Source organism: Rhodococcus sp. NPDC056506 (assembly GCF_042794945.1).
Lineage (GTDB): Bacteria > Actinomycetota > Actinomycetes > Mycobacteriales > Mycobacteriaceae > Rhodococcus_F.
The window spans coordinates 131,679-150,362 of record NZ_JBHTSW010000008.1; the positions used below are offsets into that span (position 1 = coordinate 131,679).

Consider the following 18,684-nt stretch of genomic DNA (forward strand, 5'->3'; position numbering starts at 1 on the left):
CAGTGACTCGCTCGTCAGCAGACCTGCTGGCCGGCGCGATATGGCGATGCGCTGCAACCGAACCCGGTTCCGTGACCGATCCGGCTGCCCTCGAAACCGTGACCGAGTGGATGACAGCGCCCGTGCCGGGAACAGTCGCCGGCGCGTTGCGTGAGGCGCAATCCGATGCCAGACAGGCAAAGTCTGTTACAGCGTCGTCCGACTGGTGGTTCGTGACTACCGTGGTTACGACCGGTGAGGGGCCGTGGCTGCTCCAGTTCGACGGTGTGACGGCGTTTGCCGACTTCTGGATCGACGGTGTCCTCGTCGCGTCCACCGAATCCATGTTCACGCCTGGGGAAGTGAGCATTCCGGGCGGAGACGGCGTAGGCAAACGTGTCCAGGTGGCTGTTCATTTTCATTCTCTCTCCGCGACTTTGAGATCGAGGCGCCCACGAGGTCGTTGGCGCTCGTCGATGGTCCGCGAACAGGGTCTTCGGTGGATCCGAACCACGATGCTAGGTATGGCTCCCGTATTCAGTGGTGCGCCGGTACCAGTGGGTCCGTGGCGAGGTATCCGGCTGTTGGACAGGGGAGTCGCCACCGTCGTCTCTGCCGTCAAGCAGGCGAGTGTCCACGGCACAACCGGTCGCGTTGCCGTCAGTGCTCGGCTCGCCGGCTTGCCGGTCTCGCTGGAGTACGTCACCGTGCGTGTCGGCGAACACTCGCAACAATTCGCTACGGCTACCGGGCCGGACGGATACCTCGAGGTGTCCGGCATCGTCGAAGTGCCGGACGCGCAGTTGTGGTGGCCGCACACTCATGGCCCCCCGCGTACTTATCCGGTCACGATAGAAACGGACGGAGTCGCCGAGCACCTCGGTTCGGTTGGCTTCAGGACGGTGGAAGTCGACAGATCCGATGGTGGATTCCGTTTGTATGTCAACGGCATCCGGGCGTACTGCCGTGGTTCGGTGTGGGTGCCGACCGACCCGATCTCGCTTCAAGGCGACGGCGACACCACACTTGTATTGGAACGGCTGGCCGAGGCCGGTCTGAACATGATTCGAATTCCGGGAACGATGGTCTACGAGAGCGACCACTTCTGGGACGAATGCGCGCGTCTGGGCATTCTCGTGTGGCAGGACATGATGTTGGCGACGCTTGACCCGCCTGACACCGACGAATTCTTCGAACTTGTTGCCGCCGAGGTCACTGCGTTCCTGCGCAGGGTGCGTGGAAATCCAGCATTGGCAGTCTTCTGCGGGGGCAGCGAGACCGAACAACAGCCCACCATGTTGGGCTTGGTCGATCAACACATTCCGCTTATTCATTCGAGACTGCCGGAGCTGATCTCGACGCTGGCACCTGAACTCGAGTACGTGACGTCGTCGCCCTCGGCGCCTCCCGGGGGGGAGCAATTGGCTACGCACGTCGGAAGCGGGGTCGCTCACTACTTCGGGGTGGGTGCCTATCGTCGTCCACTGGCCGACGTGCTCAGCGCGCGAGTTCGTTTTGCGACCGAATCACTGGCATTTTCGATTCCACCGTCGAATGCGGTGATCGAGAACGAATTCGGTTCGATCGCCGTCGCAGGGCACCACCCGGCATGGAAAGCCGCGGTGCCGCGGGACAACGGATCGTCGTGGGATTTCGAGGATGTTCGGGACCACTACGTCCACACCCTTTTCGGCGAAGACCCTCGTGAACTCAGGTGGTCAGACCCGGAACGCTATCTCGACCTGGGACGCGCAGCTGTATGTGAGGCCTTCGCATCGACGCTCGGCTACTGGCGTCGCCCGGACTCTCGGTGCGACGGCGCCTTGACACTCGCACTGCGAGACCTGGAGCCCGGACCGGGATGGGGGGTCCTCGATTGGAGCGGCAGTCCCAAGGCTCCGTGGTTCGTGCTCCGTCGGAGCGCCAAACCGATCGCGCTTCTTGTCACGGACGACGGTATGGATGGATTGAGGCTCGACGCGATCAACGAGACCGCCAATCCTGTCGTCGGCGAGATCAGGTTTCGAGCACACAGTCGGTCAGGTGTCGTCCCGGTCGACGTCGCGTTACCGGTCAAGGTGGAAGCGCATTCAAGTCTGACCTGGTCCGTGGACAGTCTTGTCGGCCGTTTCACCGACCTCACCCACGTCTTTCGGTTCGGGGCGCGGACGTACGACGCCGTCACCGTCACACTCGAAGACGAGGACGGCGGTTTGGTGGACGAAGTGGTGCATCTCCTGGGGGGTCCGGCGCGGCCCCTCGAGCGGTCGGTCGGGCTTGTCGCTACTGCTCGTAGCGTCGGCCGGCCTCGAGGCCTCGGGGACGAAGAGTGGGTCGTCGACGTCACGACGGATGCTGCCGCCCAATACGTAGCCCTCGAACTGCAGGGCTTCGAGCCCGAAGACTCCTGGTTTCACCTCGCGCCGAACGGTCGCAGGACCGTACGTCTACGGAGAACCGGCAAGGCAACGAAGGTGATCGGCCGGGTTCGGGCGCTCAACTCTCACACCAGCGTGGCCGTGACGCCGCCGAGTGCACCGGCCACGCAATCCTCTCCGGCTAAGCGGACGTCGAAGAAGACGAGTGCTAGGGGAAACTGAACGGATCGGACTGCGCTTCGAGATCGCGCACCGATAGAATCGAACCGGCGCACAACTCTGCCTCGGTGGGGATCTTGCGCTCGGGCTGTGCGTCCGCAACCCGTCATCACTGTTCAGGAGCGCGTTCGTTGACTTCCTTGTCCTCTGCCCAGACTGCGCTCGCTGGACTCGCCGAGGTCGCCCTCGCAGACGCCGCATTCACTTCGGTGATCGACGCCATCGGCGCGGCCGCTTTGGACATCGTGGCGCCGCAGCCGGCTCGGCCATTCATCGCTGCTGCTCTTGCCGCTCGGACGCCAGTGCTGCTGGTGACCGCCACCGGTCGCGAAGCCGACGACCTGACGTCAGAACTCACCGAGATGCTCGGCGGAGGTGTCGCGCAGTTCCCGTCGTGGGAAACATTGCCGCACGAGCGACTGTCGCCGAGCGCGGACACCGTCGGGCGACGGGTGGAGGTACTGCGCAGACTCGCCAGACCAGACGATGCCTCGTACGGTTCGCCTCTTCGGGTGATCGTCACCACGGTGCGCTCTCTCGTTCAGCCGATGGCACCAGGTCTGGGCGAGATCGAGCCGATAACGTTGCGCATCGGCACCGAGATCGATTTCGATTCCGTTCTCGTACGTCTGGTGGAGATGGCGTACAGCCGCGTCGACATGGTGGGAAAGCGTGGTGAGTTCGCGGTCCGCGGCGGCATTCTCGACCTGTTCTCGCCGACGGCGGATCATCCGGTGCGAATCGAATTCTGGGGTGACGAGGTATCGGAGCTTCGCTACTTCTCGGTTGCCGATCAGCGTTCGCTACCGGACGTCGACGTCGATTCCGTGATTGCGCCGCCGTGTCGTGAGCTGATTCTGACAGCTGATGTTCGCGATCGAGCTGCGGCACTCGCTGCTGAGAACCAGGCTGACGCGTCGTTGGTCGAGATGCTGGACAAGATCTCGGCAGGCATCCCCGTCGAAGGCATGGAAGCTCTGCTCCCGGTTCTCAAACCCGGTGAACTGCAATTACTTTCCGATGTTATTCCCGAAGGGGCGCACATCCTTCTGTGCGATCCGGAGAAGGTGCGCACCCGCGCCACCGACCTGGTGCGCACCGGCCAGGAGTTCTTGGAAGCGTCGTGGACGGCGGCGTCGATCGGCGGCGCCGCACCGCTCGACACGTCGATCCTCAACGGCGGAGGAGTCGATCTCGGCGCCTCCGCGTACCGGTCGCTTCGCCATGTTCGCGAATCTGCCGAAGCTGCCGGCCGACCCTGGTGGACGGTCAGCCCGCTGGCGTCGGGAAACGGTGAAGAACTCGAACTCCCGGTTCAGGCGGCACCGCAGGTGCGTGGTTCCGACGACCTGTTGGCCGAACTGTTCGTCAGCCTCCGGGCACACGTGAGCACGGGCGGTCGCGCGGCGATCGTGGTGGCAGGTGCCGGAACGGCAAGCCGCGTAGTGGAGCGACTCGGTGAAGCCGAAGTGCCCGCCAAGATGCTCGACGCCGGCGCTACCCCCGCCCGCGGACAGGTCGCGGTGCTCCGCGGATCACTGCATGACGGCTTGGTACTCGCCGGCGACGACTCGACGCCCGGGATGGTGATCGTCACCGAGTCAGATCTGACGGGCAACCGTGTTGCCGCGGTCGGCGACGGTAAGCGCTTGCCGGCCAAGCGCCGCAATCAGGTCGACCCCCTCGCGCTGTCAGCGGGGGACATGGTCGTGCACGATCAGCACGGTATCGGCCGGTTCGTCGAGATGGTCGAACGAACCATCGGTGGGGCGCGTCGTGAATACCTGGTCATCGAGTACGCGCCGAGCAAGCGTGGTCACCCGGGTGATCGTCTGTTCGTCCCGATGGAATCGCTCGATCAACTCTCCCGGTACGTCGGCGGAGAGTTGCCGGCGCTGAGCAAGCTCGGTGGATCCGACTGGGCAAACACCAAGCGCAAGGCCCGCAAGGCCGTTCGCGAGATCGCGGGTGAGTTGGTTCAGCTCTACGCCGCGCGTCAGGCAGCCCCCGGGCATGCGTTCGGCCCGGACACGCCGTGGCAGAAGGAACTCGAAGACGCATTCGCATTCACCGAGACCATCGACCAGTTGACCGTTATCAGTGAGGTCAAAGCCGACATGGAGAAGCCGGTTCCGATGGACCGGGTGGTGATCGGTGACGTCGGTTACGGCAAGACAGAGATCGCCGTTCGCGCCGCGTTCAAGGCAGTGCAGGACGGCAAGCAGGTGGCGGTGCTGGTGCCCACGACTCTGCTTGCACAGCAACATCTTCAGACCTTCACGGAGCGAATGGCGTCCTTCCCGGTGAAGGTGCGAGGGCTGTCGCGTTTCACCGATGCCAAGGACTCGAAGGAAATCATCGCCGGCATGGCGGAAGGTGAGATCGACATCGTCGTCGGCACTCACCGGTTGCTGCAGACCGGAATCCGTTGGAAGGACCTCGGGCTTGTGATCGTCGACGAGGAACAGCGATTCGGAGTCGAGCACAAGGAACACATCAAGGCGCTACGCACCCACGTCGACGTCCTGACGATGTCGGCTACCCCGATTCCTCGTACTCTCGAGATGAGCATGGCCGGGATCCGCGAGATGTCCACGATCCTCACGCCGCCGGAAGAGCGTCACCCGATCCTCACCTACGTCGGTGCGTATGCGGACAAGCAGGTAGCCGCGGCCATTCGGCGTGAACTTCTGCGCGACGGCCAAGTCTTCTACGTGCACAATCGCGTCAGCTCGATCGACAAGGCAGCCAAGAAGATCCGCGAACTCGTTCCGGAGGCTCGCGTCGTCGTCGCACACGGTCAGATGAACGAGGACACTCTCGAAAAGACCGTGCAGGGATTCTGGGAACGCGACTTCGACGTGTTGGTCTGTACCACGATCATCGAAACCGGCCTCGACATCTCGAACGCGAACACGCTGATCGTCGAACGTGCGGATTCACTGGGGCTTTCGCAGTTGCATCAGCTGCGCGGCCGAGTCGGGCGTAGTCGCGAACGTGGATATGCCTATTTCCTGTACCCGGCCGAAAAGCCTTTGACGGAAACGGCGTACGACCGACTGGCAACGATCTCGCAGAACTCCGACCTCGGCGCAGGTATGGCAGTCGCGATGAAGGACCTCGAAATTCGTGGAGCCGGAAATGTCCTCGGCGCCGAGCAGTCCGGCCACGTGGCGGGCGTCGGGTTCGATCTGTACGTCAGGCTCGTGGGAGAGGCAGTCGAAGCCTTCCGGGCGGCAGCCGACGGCAAACCGATCACGATGGACGAGGGCACGAAGGAGGTCCGGATCGACCTGCCTGTGGACGCACACATCCCGCCCGATTACGTCACCAGCGACAGACTCAGGTTGGAGGGGTACCGCAAGCTCGCGGCCGCGACGGATTCCGACGGTATCGCTGCCGTCGTCGAAGAACTGGTCGATCGTTACGGCCCACTGCCGGAAGAGGTTCGACGGCTGATCTCGGTGGCCAAACTTCGACTGCTCTGTCGCGAGTACCAGCTGGAGGAAGTCGCCGTCACCGGAACTCAGCTCAAGATCTCGCCCATGGCACTGCCTGATTCCAAACAGATCAGGCTCAAGCGGATCTATCCGAGCGCGCAGTACCGGGCAACGACCGGGCTCGTGCAACTCCCGCTGCCACGTACCGGCGGAGTCGGCTCTGATCGCCTCCGCGACGTCGAACTGCTGCAGTACATCGCGGACTTCATCCTTGCGATAGACGGCCGAGCCGCGGGTGCAGTCCTTGTCGAGGCGTGAGGGCATGATGAAGGCAACATCAGATGACGACGAACGTGCGATCGTGGTCGTGCTCGATCCGTTCCGTCCTATGTCCGTTCCAATCGAGGCTTTGACTGCTCTCAGCGGTCCGGTCGAGATTGCCGAAGATGTGCCGGCGCACATTCGGATCCGATTTACCGACTCGTTCTCGGGTGCGCGGGTGTTGGTGACGACCGACCTCGAATGTGAGGCGGCGCGCACCAGGCTCCAACTTGGTGCCCGTTTGATTACCAGCGAACCAGTCAAGGGCGACGCACTTGTCGCAGCGACTGCGTTGATGGATCGGATGTGGAGCTTTGGAGGCTGGGAGGTTGCTCAGACTCATGAGAGCTTGTCCAGATATCTTCTGGAAGAGACGTACGAGGTGCTCGATGCGATTCTGGCCGGCGACAGTGAGGCATTGAACGAAGAGCTTGGGGATCTCCTGCTGCAGGTGTTGTTCCATGCTCGGATAGCGGAGTGCGGGCCAACTGCAGGGACAGTTGACATTGACACAATTGCCAGAGCACTGGTGGCCAAACTTTGCCACCGGAGTCCACACCTGTCCGGCGAACCTTCGGAGTCGGTCGACATTGCAGCGCAGGAGCGCGCCTGGGATCAGCGAAAGGCAGAGGAAAAGTTGCGTGCCTCCGAACTCGACGGCATCGCGCAGAGTCAGCCCGCAGTGATGTTGGCTGAACAGTATGTGAAGAGGGCTGTTCGTGGCGGGTTTCCTGAGGACTTGGTTCCAGTTGAGTTGTCGGAAGCGGTTGCTCGGTCACTCGAGGCTGACGAGGCTCTTCGCCGCGAGGCTCAGCGCTTCGCTGAACACTTCCGCGCTGCTGAGTCGATGTTGCGGGCGGCGGCGAGTGAACCGGTGAAAGTGCGGGGCGAGGAGTCTTCGGCTCGCTCGACTGCAGGGTGGGCTGACGCATGGCGATCTCGACGATTCAATTGAGCCGATTGCCATTTTGTAGCTGAGGGGAACATCACCTGCTCTTGAGGCTGCGAAATAAACAAACTCAAGGTATGTTTATCTCCAGACAAGCGAACCGTACTGCTCTGAGGGTGCGGTTAGGAGTACCAACCGTTGGTTCGGTACAAGTCGAGCGAGTGGCGAGCCAGTCACTGTCGGACGACGGGGCGTTCGGCGATTCGCCAACTATTTGCTTGAAGCTATCGTTCGCCGTTGTTGAGATCTGGCGGGGGACGCAACCGGGGAGACAGAGGACCAATGAGCGTGGACACAACTGACCGCATCCAGATATCCGAGCAGGAGCACGCACCGGCTTCAGAGCGACCCTCTGTGACGGTTGTCGTGCCAGCGATGAATGAGGCGAAAAACCTGCCATACGTCGCAGAACGGATGCCTGACGGAATCGATGAGATCGTTTTCGTCGACGGTCATTCGGTCGACGATTCGGTAGATGTTGCCAGGCGATTGTGGCCGCAGGCGACGATCGTAACCCAGACGAGACGAGGCAAGGGAAACGCACTTGCATGCGGATTTCGGGCGGCAACGAGTGACATTGTCGTCATGATCGATGCCGACGGTTCGACGGATCCTGCGGAAATTCCATTGTTCGTCGAGGCGCTGGTGCGGGGAGCCGACTTCGCCAAGGGGACACGGTTTGCGCAAGGAGGGGGAAGCGATGACATCACTTTCTCTCGCAAACTCGGAAACAAAGCGTTGAATGGAATCGTAAACATCAAGTTCCGTGCGTCATTCAGCGACCTTTGCTACGGCTACAACGCATTCTGGCGCCGCCACATCCCCGTAATGAACCTGCCAGAGACGGGTACTGCCGAGGCGCAGTGGGGAGACGGGTTCGAGATCGAAACTCTGATCAATGTTCGGGTAGCCAACGCGGGATTGAAAATATCCGAAGTACCGAGCTACGAGCGTGACCGCATCTTTGGCGAGAGCAATCTCAATGCAGTACGTGACGGATTTCGAGTACTGAGGACCATCCGGAGCGAGCGTCGGGTCCCGCTGAGAGAGACAGCTCGCGCAAAGTAGTCGGCACCTACGAAGGCCCTTCCGTCTGCGAGGCGGGAGGGCCTTCACACGTCCAATCGTCCTACGAGACGATCCGGATGTGTCAACATTGTTGAATGTCTACATCTCGTCCCACCGGTTCCGATCTGCAGTGTCGCTGCGGACACGCAAATGACGCCCACCATCACCTGCGTCCGGGGAGCGATTGCGGGTTGTGCGAATGCAGGCGATATCGGCGCAGCAGTAGTCTCCTGAGTCGAGTCACTCACCGCTTGCTGCGGCGTTGAGGTAGTCGTAAGCTCGCGAATGAGGTATTCCAAATGTGGACAAAATCGAATGCGTCATTTCCTCGCGTACAGAGGCGCGAATCCTCGGACCGATAAGAGCGTGATCGCCCTGCGCGAGCTGTCCAATCTCAATACTGCCGGACGCATTCCGTAGGCGTTGGACCCCGCTGGGACCGCGATTCTCGTTAAACCATTCTTCGTCGGTCGGTGACACAAGCACTGTAGTTGCGACGCCTGCTTCAGCCAACGGCGCGAGGAGCACCTCTGGTACTTGCACGAGACCGATTTGTCCCAAGGCGAGCCAGACCCGATATGGCAATCGGTCACGAATCTTGTCCTTGGACTTGACAGCCCAGTTGTGTACTCGGAGCGCGACGTTTGCCTTTGCGCTTTCTGCATGCTCGAGGGACTGGCTTCGCGTGAACTCGAGTTGTCGGGTAGTCCACCGAAGCGGATTGATGAGTATTGCTCGATTTGCTCCGAGATCTGCGGCAGCGATCGCAGCGCTCCATGATCCGGAGCACAGACCCGCAACAACCAGATTTTCTGGGCGTACGCAGACGTTTCTGGCTACGTCTACTGCATCGGCGCGCTGCTCGGGTGTGTAGATGGTGCTTATTTCCTGATCCTGCGCCACGGTCGTCTCACCAGTTGAAGTTCGGTCGAAGCGGATGGTCGTGATCCCGTAGACAGCCAACTCCCGTGCCAACTCGACCCATAGGCGACTGGGACCGATCCGGTGCTCGGATGCGGTGCCGTACAGAACCAATGTCGGGCCGCCTGGGGCACCTGTGATGGGTGCTGTGTGGACAGTCAGCATATTGTTCGAGCCGACATGGGAGATGTATTCGGTGATCGGGATCTTGAACCGGCTGTCCAACATCGTCGCGGAATGACGGAAATTTGCAGTGACACTTGTCCTTCGCGAGTGTGTCGAATTGTCAACCCATTTCGCCAGGGAAGACACTGTACGCCATGGTATTTGGATTGCGAAGTCGACTGGCTCGATGAAGGGGATTTGGCCGTCGACGACCACGTGTTCGGCTGACAGCGATTCCACGAGTTCTACTACTTGCGCGGTTTCGGCGTGCTCTGGCCGGGAAGCAACCAGGACCCTTATTGAAGGGTCGATTGGTAGCCCAGCGAGATTCATGCCTGAAAGACGTTGTGCAGCCGATGGGTGAATCGACATGCCGACGAGCGGGACGAGTGGATCGTCTGGATCAGCGATGGCCGTGAGCCGATTCAAAGCCTTCTGCTGCTGTACGAAAGCGCGCCCACGGATGACCGGGTCCCAAAGAACCAGCGTGGTTACCGCTTGTATCCGCGACGCCGCGGAAGTTGCGACCAATGCGCCCACCCGGAGACCGATCAAAATGATCTCGTTGACTCCGCAAGAGCGGAGAAACTCAGCAGCTTCCGAGACCGACGACTCCCACATTTCTACAGCGTCTTCTCGGGTCTGTTCTCCCGACGAGTCGCCTGTGCCTCGGTAGTCGAACCGAAGGACCAACATGCCCTCTGAGCAAAGCTTTTGGGCCAGGAGCATGAGGCCGCGATAGGAGTCGACGTGTTCCTTTCCGATCGGCGGGCACAGCACGACCCCTCCGCGTGCTGTGCCCCCGGACGGTACGTGCAGTGTGCCGAACAATGGCGACGACTCTTTACCGAACCAAGTTGTGAACTTTCCACCATCGCTGACAGCATGTGAAGTGAGTGCGCTGATGTCGGTGTTGGTCATGTTTCCAGCAGCGTTCGGTGACGACCCGATATGGCATGTCGAACTCGCCAGCTCGGTGTGGCCGCGTGCTAACTGCATCTGAATCCTTATGCATCCGAGTGGACTGAAGGGATGCTCTCAAACGAGAACATACCTCGGGACACTTAATCTGCCCAAAAACAAGATACAGGTCTGTTTTGAGAATTGCCACATAGTTGCGAGAAGTCGAATCCTGTCAGCGCTCTACTAGTGTGCTCACGATAGCGAGGTGGTCGGAGTGAGTGATTTCGACGGTTTCGAACGCCGTTGTCGTCAGTTCAGGCGGGACGAGGATATGGTCGAGAGCGGCGAATGGCGGCCATGACCAGTTCGCGGGGAATGTGCCTTTGTAGGACCGGCCAGCCTGCCTCGCGGCGTCCTGTGTTCCATCGTGTAGCAAATCTCGAAATTGTCTGTGATCGATGGTTGCATTGAAGTCGCCGGCGACAATGACTGGGTTGGGATTCGTATCGAGAAGTGCACGTACCCGTGCGAGGTCGGTGATCCAGCTTGTAGAGTCGTGGTCTTGGATCGGAGCAGTGATATGTGTCGCAACCACGTCGTATTTGGCATTTTTGAATTCGATGGTGCCGGCGACACAGGCGAACCCGAACCCGTTCAATTGTCGGGGTTCGCTGATCGGGAGCCGGCTCCATAGTCCGGTTCCTCGTGCGTCGTGGTCCGGCCGGATGACGTTGAACGGGAAAATATCGGGCATCCCCGCGGCTTCCAGTGCGGCGGCGAATGCGGGGGTCAATTCCTGCACTGCGACAGCGTCGACTTTGTGTAGTCTCGCTGCTTCGACGACCGCATCTACGTCGGCCGCCCCCTTTGCGACGTTGATCGACATAATTCGCATGGCCTCGCCCGTTCGAGACGGTGTGGCAGGGAGCGCAATCTGTGTGCTGATCGCCAGCATGATCATCGCCAGTCCGGTGGTCGACCCAACCCACTCGCGAGTGGCGAGCAATGTCACTGTTGCAGGCACCATTACGAGCGGTAGGTATGGCACCGCGATCACCAGTGAGAGCAACGCAGGACTGCGTAGCGGCAAGTATCGAAGGATGAGAAGCCCTGCGCTCACGACGAGCGTGGCCCAACATGCCCATTTCAGAAACGTCACAACCTCGGTTGTACCGTATCGGCGAAATGATCGCTGAGACGTTACTGGGGTACATTGGCTCACGACAGTTGGCGGGTGAACCGTCAGTTAACTGGCCGATAAACAGACTGAAAGTCTGTCGATCTGGGCTTTTATGGCGACCAAGTAGCTTGGGTGCCGTGTGTCTAGGGGGTGGTCTGGAGGCGGGCGGGACAGGAATCCGGCCAGCGCAATGATTGGAGACGTGATCATGCTCACACGACATGGCCTCAATTCGAAGAGCGATGCGGTAAGCGTCGTGATGGCTTGCTATTCGATGGAGAGGCTGCAGGGGATCGTTGCTGCTGTTGATTCGATTGCCGCGCAAACCTTGCAGCCTGCGGAGATCATCGTTGCGGTCGACCACAATCGTGCGCTCGCGAACACCTTGCGCCGCGAAATGCCGGGCATCTGTGTGATCTCCTACGAGGACGGGCCACGGGGCGCGTCCGGCGCTCGCAACGCCGGAGTTGCGGTCGTCTCGACGCCCTACACTGCCTTCATCGATGACGACGAGATTGCGGACAGTTATTGGTTGTCCGAGCTCATCCATCCTTTCGCGGACGATCGGGTCGTCGGAACTGGCGGACGGTACAGGGCAGTATGGCGATCGCCAAAGCCCAGTTGGTTTCCAGAAGAATTCGGTTGGGTTGTCGGAGAATCGTTTCAAGGCATGCCGATCGAGACCTCCCGTGTTCGCAACGTCTGGAGCGGCAACATGGCCGTTCGAACGGCGGCGTTCCGCGCAGTCGGAGGATTTCGAGTCGGGTTCGGCAAGAGCGGGGAGAGGTCGCAACCCGAGGACACTGACCTGTGTATTCGAATGGCGGAACTCGGTGACGACTTTCATTGGGTGTATGTGCCGGCCTCGGTGATCGATCACGATATTCCATTCGAACGCAGCACATTTCAATTCTTTCTAGCGCGCTGCTATTCCGAAGGAAAAGGAAAGATCGAACTACGGAACGACCGGAACGGCTCCGAGGAACTCGACGACGAGCGCGAGTACGTGCGTAGTGTTCTCACCAGTGGGCTTCGGAGATATGTGTTCGGTGACAGCGTCTCCCTGTCCAAGGCCGCGACTGTAGTGGCCGGCATCGTCTCGGCAGGTATGGGCGCCCTGTCCGCCATTGTGTGCAAGCGTGGGCAATTTGTAGGGTCGCGATGACGAACAAAGGGGCGCGGATCTACGCAGATGCAGCATCAATGGCTTCGTCTCAGGTCATCAATGCCGCACTCGGCATGGGTTTTTGGGCAGTTGCGGCTGTAGTTCTGCCGCCGGCCGAGCTAGGCGTCATGACGGCGCTGCTTGCGCTCGTCACTGCGCCGGCGATGGTAATCGGTACGGGTGTCGGTGATGTTTTCAATTCGATGATGCCCGCAGCAGGTGCAAGCCTCGGCGCCGTATACCGGCGAGGTCTTCGTGTGTTCTACATATTGTCAATTCCTGTGGGCGTCATTGCAGCAGTCTCTGCGGTTTCATTCATTCCGGGAGTACGAGGCTCGACTCCGGTTGCCTGCCTGGTGTTTGCGGGCGTTGTCGTCTGGGGCATGTTCATCCTGCAGAACAGCACCTTGACCAGCCTGGACGAGTCGCGGAAACTGCCTTTGATCAACGGGCTCGTCAGTGCTGGCCGTATTGGAGTTCTTCTCGCGTTGGTGTGGTTGGCAAATTGGCAACCGGTGGTCATGTCGACGGTCGTAGTAGGCGGAGTTTCGGTTGTGTTCATGCGGTTGATGATCAGCCGCATCGTCGAACGGCGTTCGTCCACGTCTCCGCGTGGCCTGTGGACTGAAGACAGTGCGTCGGCAGAGGTCGTGAGAATGTGCAGGCAGGCTGTCCCGACTCAAGCCATGGGCGTCGGAGTGATCCTTCTGATGCCTTTTCTCGTTACCGCCTATTCCGGTCCAGTTCAGGGCGCGGTTTTCTCGCTTTCGATGAGCATCGCACAAACTCTCGAATTCGTCGGCTCCGCCATGGGGACTTCCCTTGTGGTTCACGCGTCGAAGAACCCCAGGGAGGGTTCGAAGATGGCATTGGTGCTGTTTGTGCGCGTTTCTCTTCTGGTCGCTGTGGGCGGTGTGCTGATCTCGTTGGGCGCACCGATTGTTTTCGGAATACTCGATCCGGAGTACCTGGATTTGAATGCTGAGCTTGTCGTGATCATCCTCGCGATCGGGTCTTTGATGAGAACGATGTTCGTGGTTTGGTCTGCGTTGCAGCGAGCGAGGCGCGAAATCGGACCGTTGGTGGTCATCAACGGTCTGTTCGCTGGACTTCTCATGGTGGTCTTGCCCTTCGCATGCTCTCTCTGGGGAGCAGTGGGTGCGGCGATTGCTGTCGGTGTGGCGCAGACGGCGGCAAGCATCGCCGCAGTCTTCGGGATAGCTCGGCGTCGAGATGCAATAAGAAGGCGGGTGTTTCAGTATGAGGTTTGAAGAACATGATGAGAATCAAGGCTCCGATCGGCCGGCCACACAGAATATCCGGCGCGATGGACTTCCCAGTCTCGATCCGGTGATGACGCCGACTGCCGGAATCGAACTGTGGGCAGGGGCCATTTGGATCGGTCAGGTCGACGAGTGGGAGCTACTTTCGGCGAGTGTCATCGAATTGGCCGGCGGAACTGCCTACTCACAGGCTCGCCTGCTAGTCTCCCGACTCAACGGATCCTTTGCCTTCGTGGAAGCTCAAGTCGCGAATGGAATGATCAGATCCAAAGAATTGCTCGCCTACTTGCCGGATTCCGATCCGGTGCTTCCCTTGTCGATTCCCGAAGTGTCTGTCACATTGATCATTTGCACGAAGAATCGCCCTGACATGCTCCGTGAAGTCTTGACCTCGCTCTCCGCTCTCGACTACCGAAACTACGATGTGCTCGTGGTGGACAATGATCCTTCGTCTGGTTTGACACCGCCGATAGTGGGCGCTTTCGCCGGAGTTGGGATCGTCGACGCTCCAGAGCCTGGATTGTCCAAGGCGCGAAATGTCGGATTACTAACGGCTACAAATGAATTCGTGGCATTTACCGACGACGATGTCGTGATTGACAAGAACTGGCTCCGTGAGCTGGTCGGTGGATTCGCAGTCGCGGACGACGTCCACCTCGTCACAGGCCTCGTACCGACAGGTGAGGTATCGACTCCTGCTCAAGCGTTTTTCGATCGTCGCGTGAGTTGGTCGAAGAATCTGAAAAGAACAACGTACCGCTTGTCAGATCCCCCTGAGCACGACGCTCTGTTTCCTTTCCGTGTGGGCGATTTCGGGACGGGCGCCAACTTCGCGGTAAGACGATCCAAGATGCTCGAACTCGGTGGATTCGATGAAGGGCTTGGGGTCGGATCGCCATCAGGTGGCGGTGAAGACATCGACATGTTCGTTAGGGTCATTCTCGACGGGGGTGCACTGGTCTACGCACCTGCTGCGCGAGTCTGGCACCGCCATCGCATCGATCCGGCCGGATTGAACAAACAGATGGCCGACTACGGCCTTGGCTTGGGAGCCTGGTTGACGAAACTCGCTATGGATCCACGAATAGCGATCATGCTGGGTACCCGTGTGGTCAAAGGACTTTCGCACTTCGGGAGCGTCTCGCAACCTGAAGAAGGTCAAGTCCGACTTCCATCCGATCTTGACAAATTGCCTTGGATAGAGCGTCGAGCTTTGTTGTGGGGTCCCGCAGCGTTGTTGCGCTCGCGTATGGGGGGGTTGAGAGGGCGACCACTGCTCCCGAGGGGAACGCGCCCGGCGCGCCGTCAGGTGGCAGTTGAATTTCCCGGTGCGAGGCCGATTCGTCGGGCGATCGCGACGGTTGATGCGCGATGGCCGACCGGCGAGCACAGGCTCGCAGTCTTGGGTTTGGTCGGCGGAGTCTGTGGACTTATTGGTGCCGGCCTGGGCGCGATCGGCACTCTCACTGGCATCGCCGTGGCAATTTTCGTTGCGATAGGCCCGGGTGCGGCAATCATGTCGTACATGCCAGATCAGCCAGGGTACGTACGGGTTGCAGCTGTTCCGGCTTTGGGGATTTCGACCGTCGTGCTGATGACATTTCTGATGACCACCGTCGAGGAGTACTATCCGTTTTCGCAGCTCGTGATACCCAGTATCGCTACGGTTGGAGCATCTCTAGTTCGACTCTTCACCCTCGAACATCGCCCGGATGGTTTCGGCCGTGGAAACGTCGTACGTCGTATCGGATCTGTCCTGTCGGGGTTCCGGCGATCATGACGAGTCTGAAAGAGCGTATCGACCGTTCGGCGGCGAAGCCCTCTGATGCTCCGACGGACCGGCTGACGATTGTTGCGGTAGCCGAGAAGACGAGGCGAGATTGGGTTTCGTGGGGGATTCTCGTTGCAGCTCTTGCGAGTTGGTGGATCGCTGTGCCCTCGCTGTCCACTGCGGAGGCGTCGGATTTCGGGCTGTTGTTCGCGGCATCGCCCTTCTTTGCCGGTGCAATCATTTTGTCAGTGATTGGCTTCGCAGTGGCAATGTCGCGACGAAACAACCGTGCAGCGTTCTTTGCGGTGATATCAGTTGCGCTCGTGCAGAGGACTGCAACACTGATTGCGTCGGATGTGCCGCTCTATACCTGGACATACAAGCATCTTGGGGTCACGGATCTGATCCAACGAAGCCATTTCCTGGCGCGAGGTGTCGACGTGTATAACGGGTGGCCTGGCCTATTCACGGCAACGGCTTGGTTCTCTCGCGTTACGGGGGTGCCAGACGTGACGGTTGCGAACTGGTTCGCGACAGCTGCGCATCTACTCATGGTGATTCTGTTCTACTGCATGGCCAGAGCTTGGCGTCTGGATGTCCCGACCGCGATTTCCGCGACGTTTCTCTTCGAAGTGCTCAATTGGGTGGCGCAGGATTACTACGCACCTCAGGCGTTGGCTCTGATCCTTGTTCTGGCGTTCTTAACTCTCGTTGGATCCTCGCGAGATCGACCCAACCTTGTCATCGTCATGATCGTTGTCTTCAGCGCGATAGTAGTCACGCACCAACTCACTCCGTACTGGATGGGATTAATAGTGGTGACCCTCATGGTCTTCCGAATGTTCCGGCCGTGGTGGTTGACATTCGTATTCGCCGCGATCGCGATAGGTTTTCTAGTCTACAACTGGGATAGCGCAGGCGATTTTGCGAAATTTTCGTTCGACGTTACGTCGAACGCGAAGTCCAACCTCGCCGGGGCGAATCTCACGCCGACTGCGGGGCAGGCATTTGCAAGTAAGACGATGCGTTTCCTAACTGTCGGGCTGTTGGTTTCCTCCGCAGTCACGGCATTTGTTATGTGGCGCAGGAAGATGCCCGTCTTCGCTCTCGTGATCGTCGCATTTGCGCCGCTTGCCATTCTGGCAGGGCAAGGCTACGGCGGTGAAGCGATCTTTCGTGTGTATCTTTACTCCTTGGTAGGTTGTTCCTTGCTTCTTGCATTTCCGGTCACCGCAGTGCTCCGTGCGTCCAATGCCGCGAGGGTAAAGCTATTCATCGCGAGTATCGTGCTTGTCGGTGTCACGCTGTCTTCATCGGAAGCGTACTTCGGCGCGTGGTTCGCTTACTTGACCAAACCCGCAGTGGTCAAGGCCGCTTCCGAGGTGCTGGAGTCGGCCGATCCTTATGGCGTACTGAGGCTTCCGTCGCCCGCATGGCCCGATCGACCCACCCAGGCGTATCTGCGATTGGCCGGTCTCGATCCTAAATTTGACGTGCAGCCGGAGGCTGCGACTCTCTTCTACGGTGCAGACTTCGCATCTGACGATGAGTATGAGACGTTCAATGAATACTTTGTTGCTGATCGCCGGACGACGTACTTCGCAATCTCCGATCAGATGATCTTCTACAACTGGTACTTCGGGCTTTCCCCACGGGACGCGCTGCCGAATCTGGAGGCCCGAATGAGGTTGGACCCGATGTGGAAAGTCTTCCTCGAAGGTAATGGATTCGTAGTCTTTGAACGTGCGGCCGGTCAGGATGAGGGTGGGAACGATGGCTGATCGCAGGTTGCGAGTTCTTGCATCGACGCTGACTCGTGATGTCACGGGCATCGAGCACAGCGTTATCAGGTTGCTCCCTCGTCTTCGCGAGCAGGGCGTGAATATGGTCATGGCCGCGCCCTCTGGTGGTGAGCTTGAACAGGTGTGGAACGAGATGGGACTCGAATTCATACCGATGCCAGATGGACTGCGTGTGGGTCTGCGCGATGCCTCGGGTGTTTCCCAGTCTCCGTCGGCGTTGTTGTCTCAGATCCCGCGGTCCGTCACGTGGATTTCGAGGTTGCTCGGACATGCTCGGCGTGCCGATGTCGTTCATTCGAATTCGCTGTTGTCGCATCTGGATTGCGTTGTGGCTGGCAGGCTGGCACGAACGCCTGTCGTACTCGAAATTCACGACATACTCGACCCGGGGCGAGGTCGTAGTCTGCTGAGTGCAGCTGTTCGTGGAGCTTCGGCCTCGATCGCAGTGAGTAATGCTGCACTGCAGCAACTTTCGAATTCTGCTCAGGGCAAGACGACCGTAGTGCCTCAGGCCGTCGATGCGGTGGCCTTTGCGCCCGGACCAGCAACTGTGCGAGCTGAGCTGACGGACGCTCCTGACTCGGCTTTGGTCGCAGTCATCGGACGCGTCGACCCTGTCAAAGGAATCGACACCTTGATCGAAGCAGTGTCCCAAATACGTGCGCGCGGTCGAGATTTACATCTGGTGATCGTTGGTAGGCCGAGTCCGGGGAACGAACAATATGGCGAGAACCTTCGCAGAAAAGCTGCCGAGCTGGCTCCGGGCGCAATCAGGTTTGTCGGGCACAGGTCTGATGTTGCGTCGGTTCTGCGATCGGTTGACATCCTGTGCGTTCCCTCCGTGCGGGAACCATTCGGGCTCATAGCGATCGAAGCGATGTCAGTTGGTACCCCGGTGGTGGCCAGTCGGACCGACGGTTTCCTCGATTACGTCGTCGATGGGGAGAACGGACTGCTGTCCGTCCCGGGCGATCCGGCAGACGTGGCCGGGAGAATTCTGTCTCTCCTGGATGGCAGCCAGCTTCGTACTCGGTTGGTGGCCCGTGCACGCAGGTCGGTAATGGAGAACCACGAGGTGTCGGTGCGAGCTGATCGACTGATTGACGTCTATCGAAGGGTTGTGAAATGAGTGGGAGTACG

General features: G+C 59.7%; 11 protein-coding genes and 1 pseudogene. 9 read left to right on the forward strand and 3 right to left on the reverse strand.

Annotated elements, in window-relative coordinates:
* Positions 1-2 precede the first annotated feature (2 nt).
* From ACFQ6H_RS10485 to ACFQ6H_RS10500, 4 genes are all read left to right on the forward strand, one after another.
* A complete protein-coding gene (locus tag ACFQ6H_RS10485) occupies positions 3-2,579 on the forward strand; it encodes a glycosyl hydrolase (RefSeq protein ID WP_378645953.1) in 2,577 nt (858 codons plus the stop codon).
* A 128-nt stretch (positions 2,580-2,707) separates the two neighbouring features.
* Complete coding sequence (mfd, locus tag ACFQ6H_RS10490; protein ID WP_378645955.1) at positions 2,708-6,334, forward strand: transcription-repair coupling factor; 3,627 nt, start codon at positions 2,708-2,710, stop codon at positions 6,332-6,334.
* Positions 6,335-6,338: 4 nt separating this feature from the next.
* A complete protein-coding gene (locus tag ACFQ6H_RS10495; protein WP_378632327.1) occupies positions 6,339-7,292 on the forward strand; it encodes a MazG family protein in 954 nt (317 codons plus the stop codon).
* Between the two features lie 276 nt (positions 7,293-7,568).
* Complete coding sequence (locus tag ACFQ6H_RS10500; protein WP_378539495.1) at positions 7,569-8,354, forward strand: glycosyltransferase family 2 protein; 786 nt, start codon at positions 7,569-7,571, stop codon at positions 8,352-8,354.
* 240 nt (positions 8,355-8,594) lie between these two features.
* On the opposite strand, the gene ACFQ6H_RS10505 is transcribed toward ACFQ6H_RS10500, so the two are convergent.
* The 3 genes and pseudogenes from ACFQ6H_RS10505 to ACFQ6H_RS10515 all read right to left on the reverse strand — a co-directional run bounded on the left by ACFQ6H_RS10505 (position 8,595) and on the right by ACFQ6H_RS10515 (position 11,304).
* Positions 8,595-9,503, reverse strand: coding sequence for a hypothetical protein (locus tag ACFQ6H_RS10505; RefSeq protein ID WP_378632893.1), 909 nt, complete (start codon positions 9,501-9,503; stop codon positions 8,595-8,597).
* Between the two features lie 375 nt (positions 9,504-9,878).
* Positions 9,879-10,439: pseudogene (locus ACFQ6H_RS10510) on the reverse strand (serine aminopeptidase domain-containing protein); the annotation flags it as partial.
* Between the two features lie 136 nt (positions 10,440-10,575).
* Positions 10,576-11,304 (reverse strand): endonuclease/exonuclease/phosphatase family protein, encoded by a 729-nt coding sequence (locus ACFQ6H_RS10515; RefSeq protein WP_378632330.1) that lies wholly within the window; start codon positions 11,302-11,304, stop codon positions 10,576-10,578.
* Between the two features lie 427 nt (positions 11,305-11,731).
* Between ACFQ6H_RS10515 and ACFQ6H_RS10520 the strand changes: the two genes are divergently transcribed.
* The 5 genes from ACFQ6H_RS10520 (at position 11,732) to ACFQ6H_RS10540 (ending at position 18,673) form a co-directional block, all read left to right on the forward strand.
* The gene (locus ACFQ6H_RS10520; protein WP_378632333.1) at positions 11,732-12,688 is read left to right on the forward strand and encodes a glycosyltransferase; all 957 of its coding nucleotides are present in this window, start codon (positions 11,732-11,734) and stop codon (positions 12,686-12,688) included.
* Positions 12,685-13,959, forward strand: coding sequence for a lipopolysaccharide biosynthesis protein (locus ACFQ6H_RS10525; RefSeq protein WP_378539498.1), 1,275 nt, complete (start codon positions 12,685-12,687; stop codon positions 13,957-13,959). Before ACFQ6H_RS10520 ends, ACFQ6H_RS10525 begins: the two co-directional genes overlap by 4 nt.
* Before the next feature lie 82 nt (positions 13,960-14,041).
* Positions 14,042-15,751 (forward strand): glycosyltransferase family 2 protein, encoded by a 1,710-nt coding sequence (locus tag ACFQ6H_RS10530; RefSeq protein WP_378539566.1) that lies wholly within the window; start codon positions 14,042-14,044, stop codon positions 15,749-15,751.
* Positions 15,748-17,523, forward strand: a complete 1,776-nt coding sequence (locus ACFQ6H_RS10535; protein WP_378645957.1) for a hypothetical protein — start codon at positions 15,748-15,750, stop codon at positions 17,521-17,523. Before ACFQ6H_RS10530 ends, ACFQ6H_RS10535 begins: the two co-directional genes overlap by 4 nt.
* A complete protein-coding gene (locus tag ACFQ6H_RS10540; RefSeq protein WP_378539500.1) occupies positions 17,516-18,673 on the forward strand; it encodes a glycosyltransferase family 4 protein in 1,158 nt (385 codons plus the stop codon). Before ACFQ6H_RS10535 ends, ACFQ6H_RS10540 begins: the two co-directional genes overlap by 8 nt.
* The last annotated feature ends 11 nt before the right edge of the window (positions 18,674-18,684 follow it).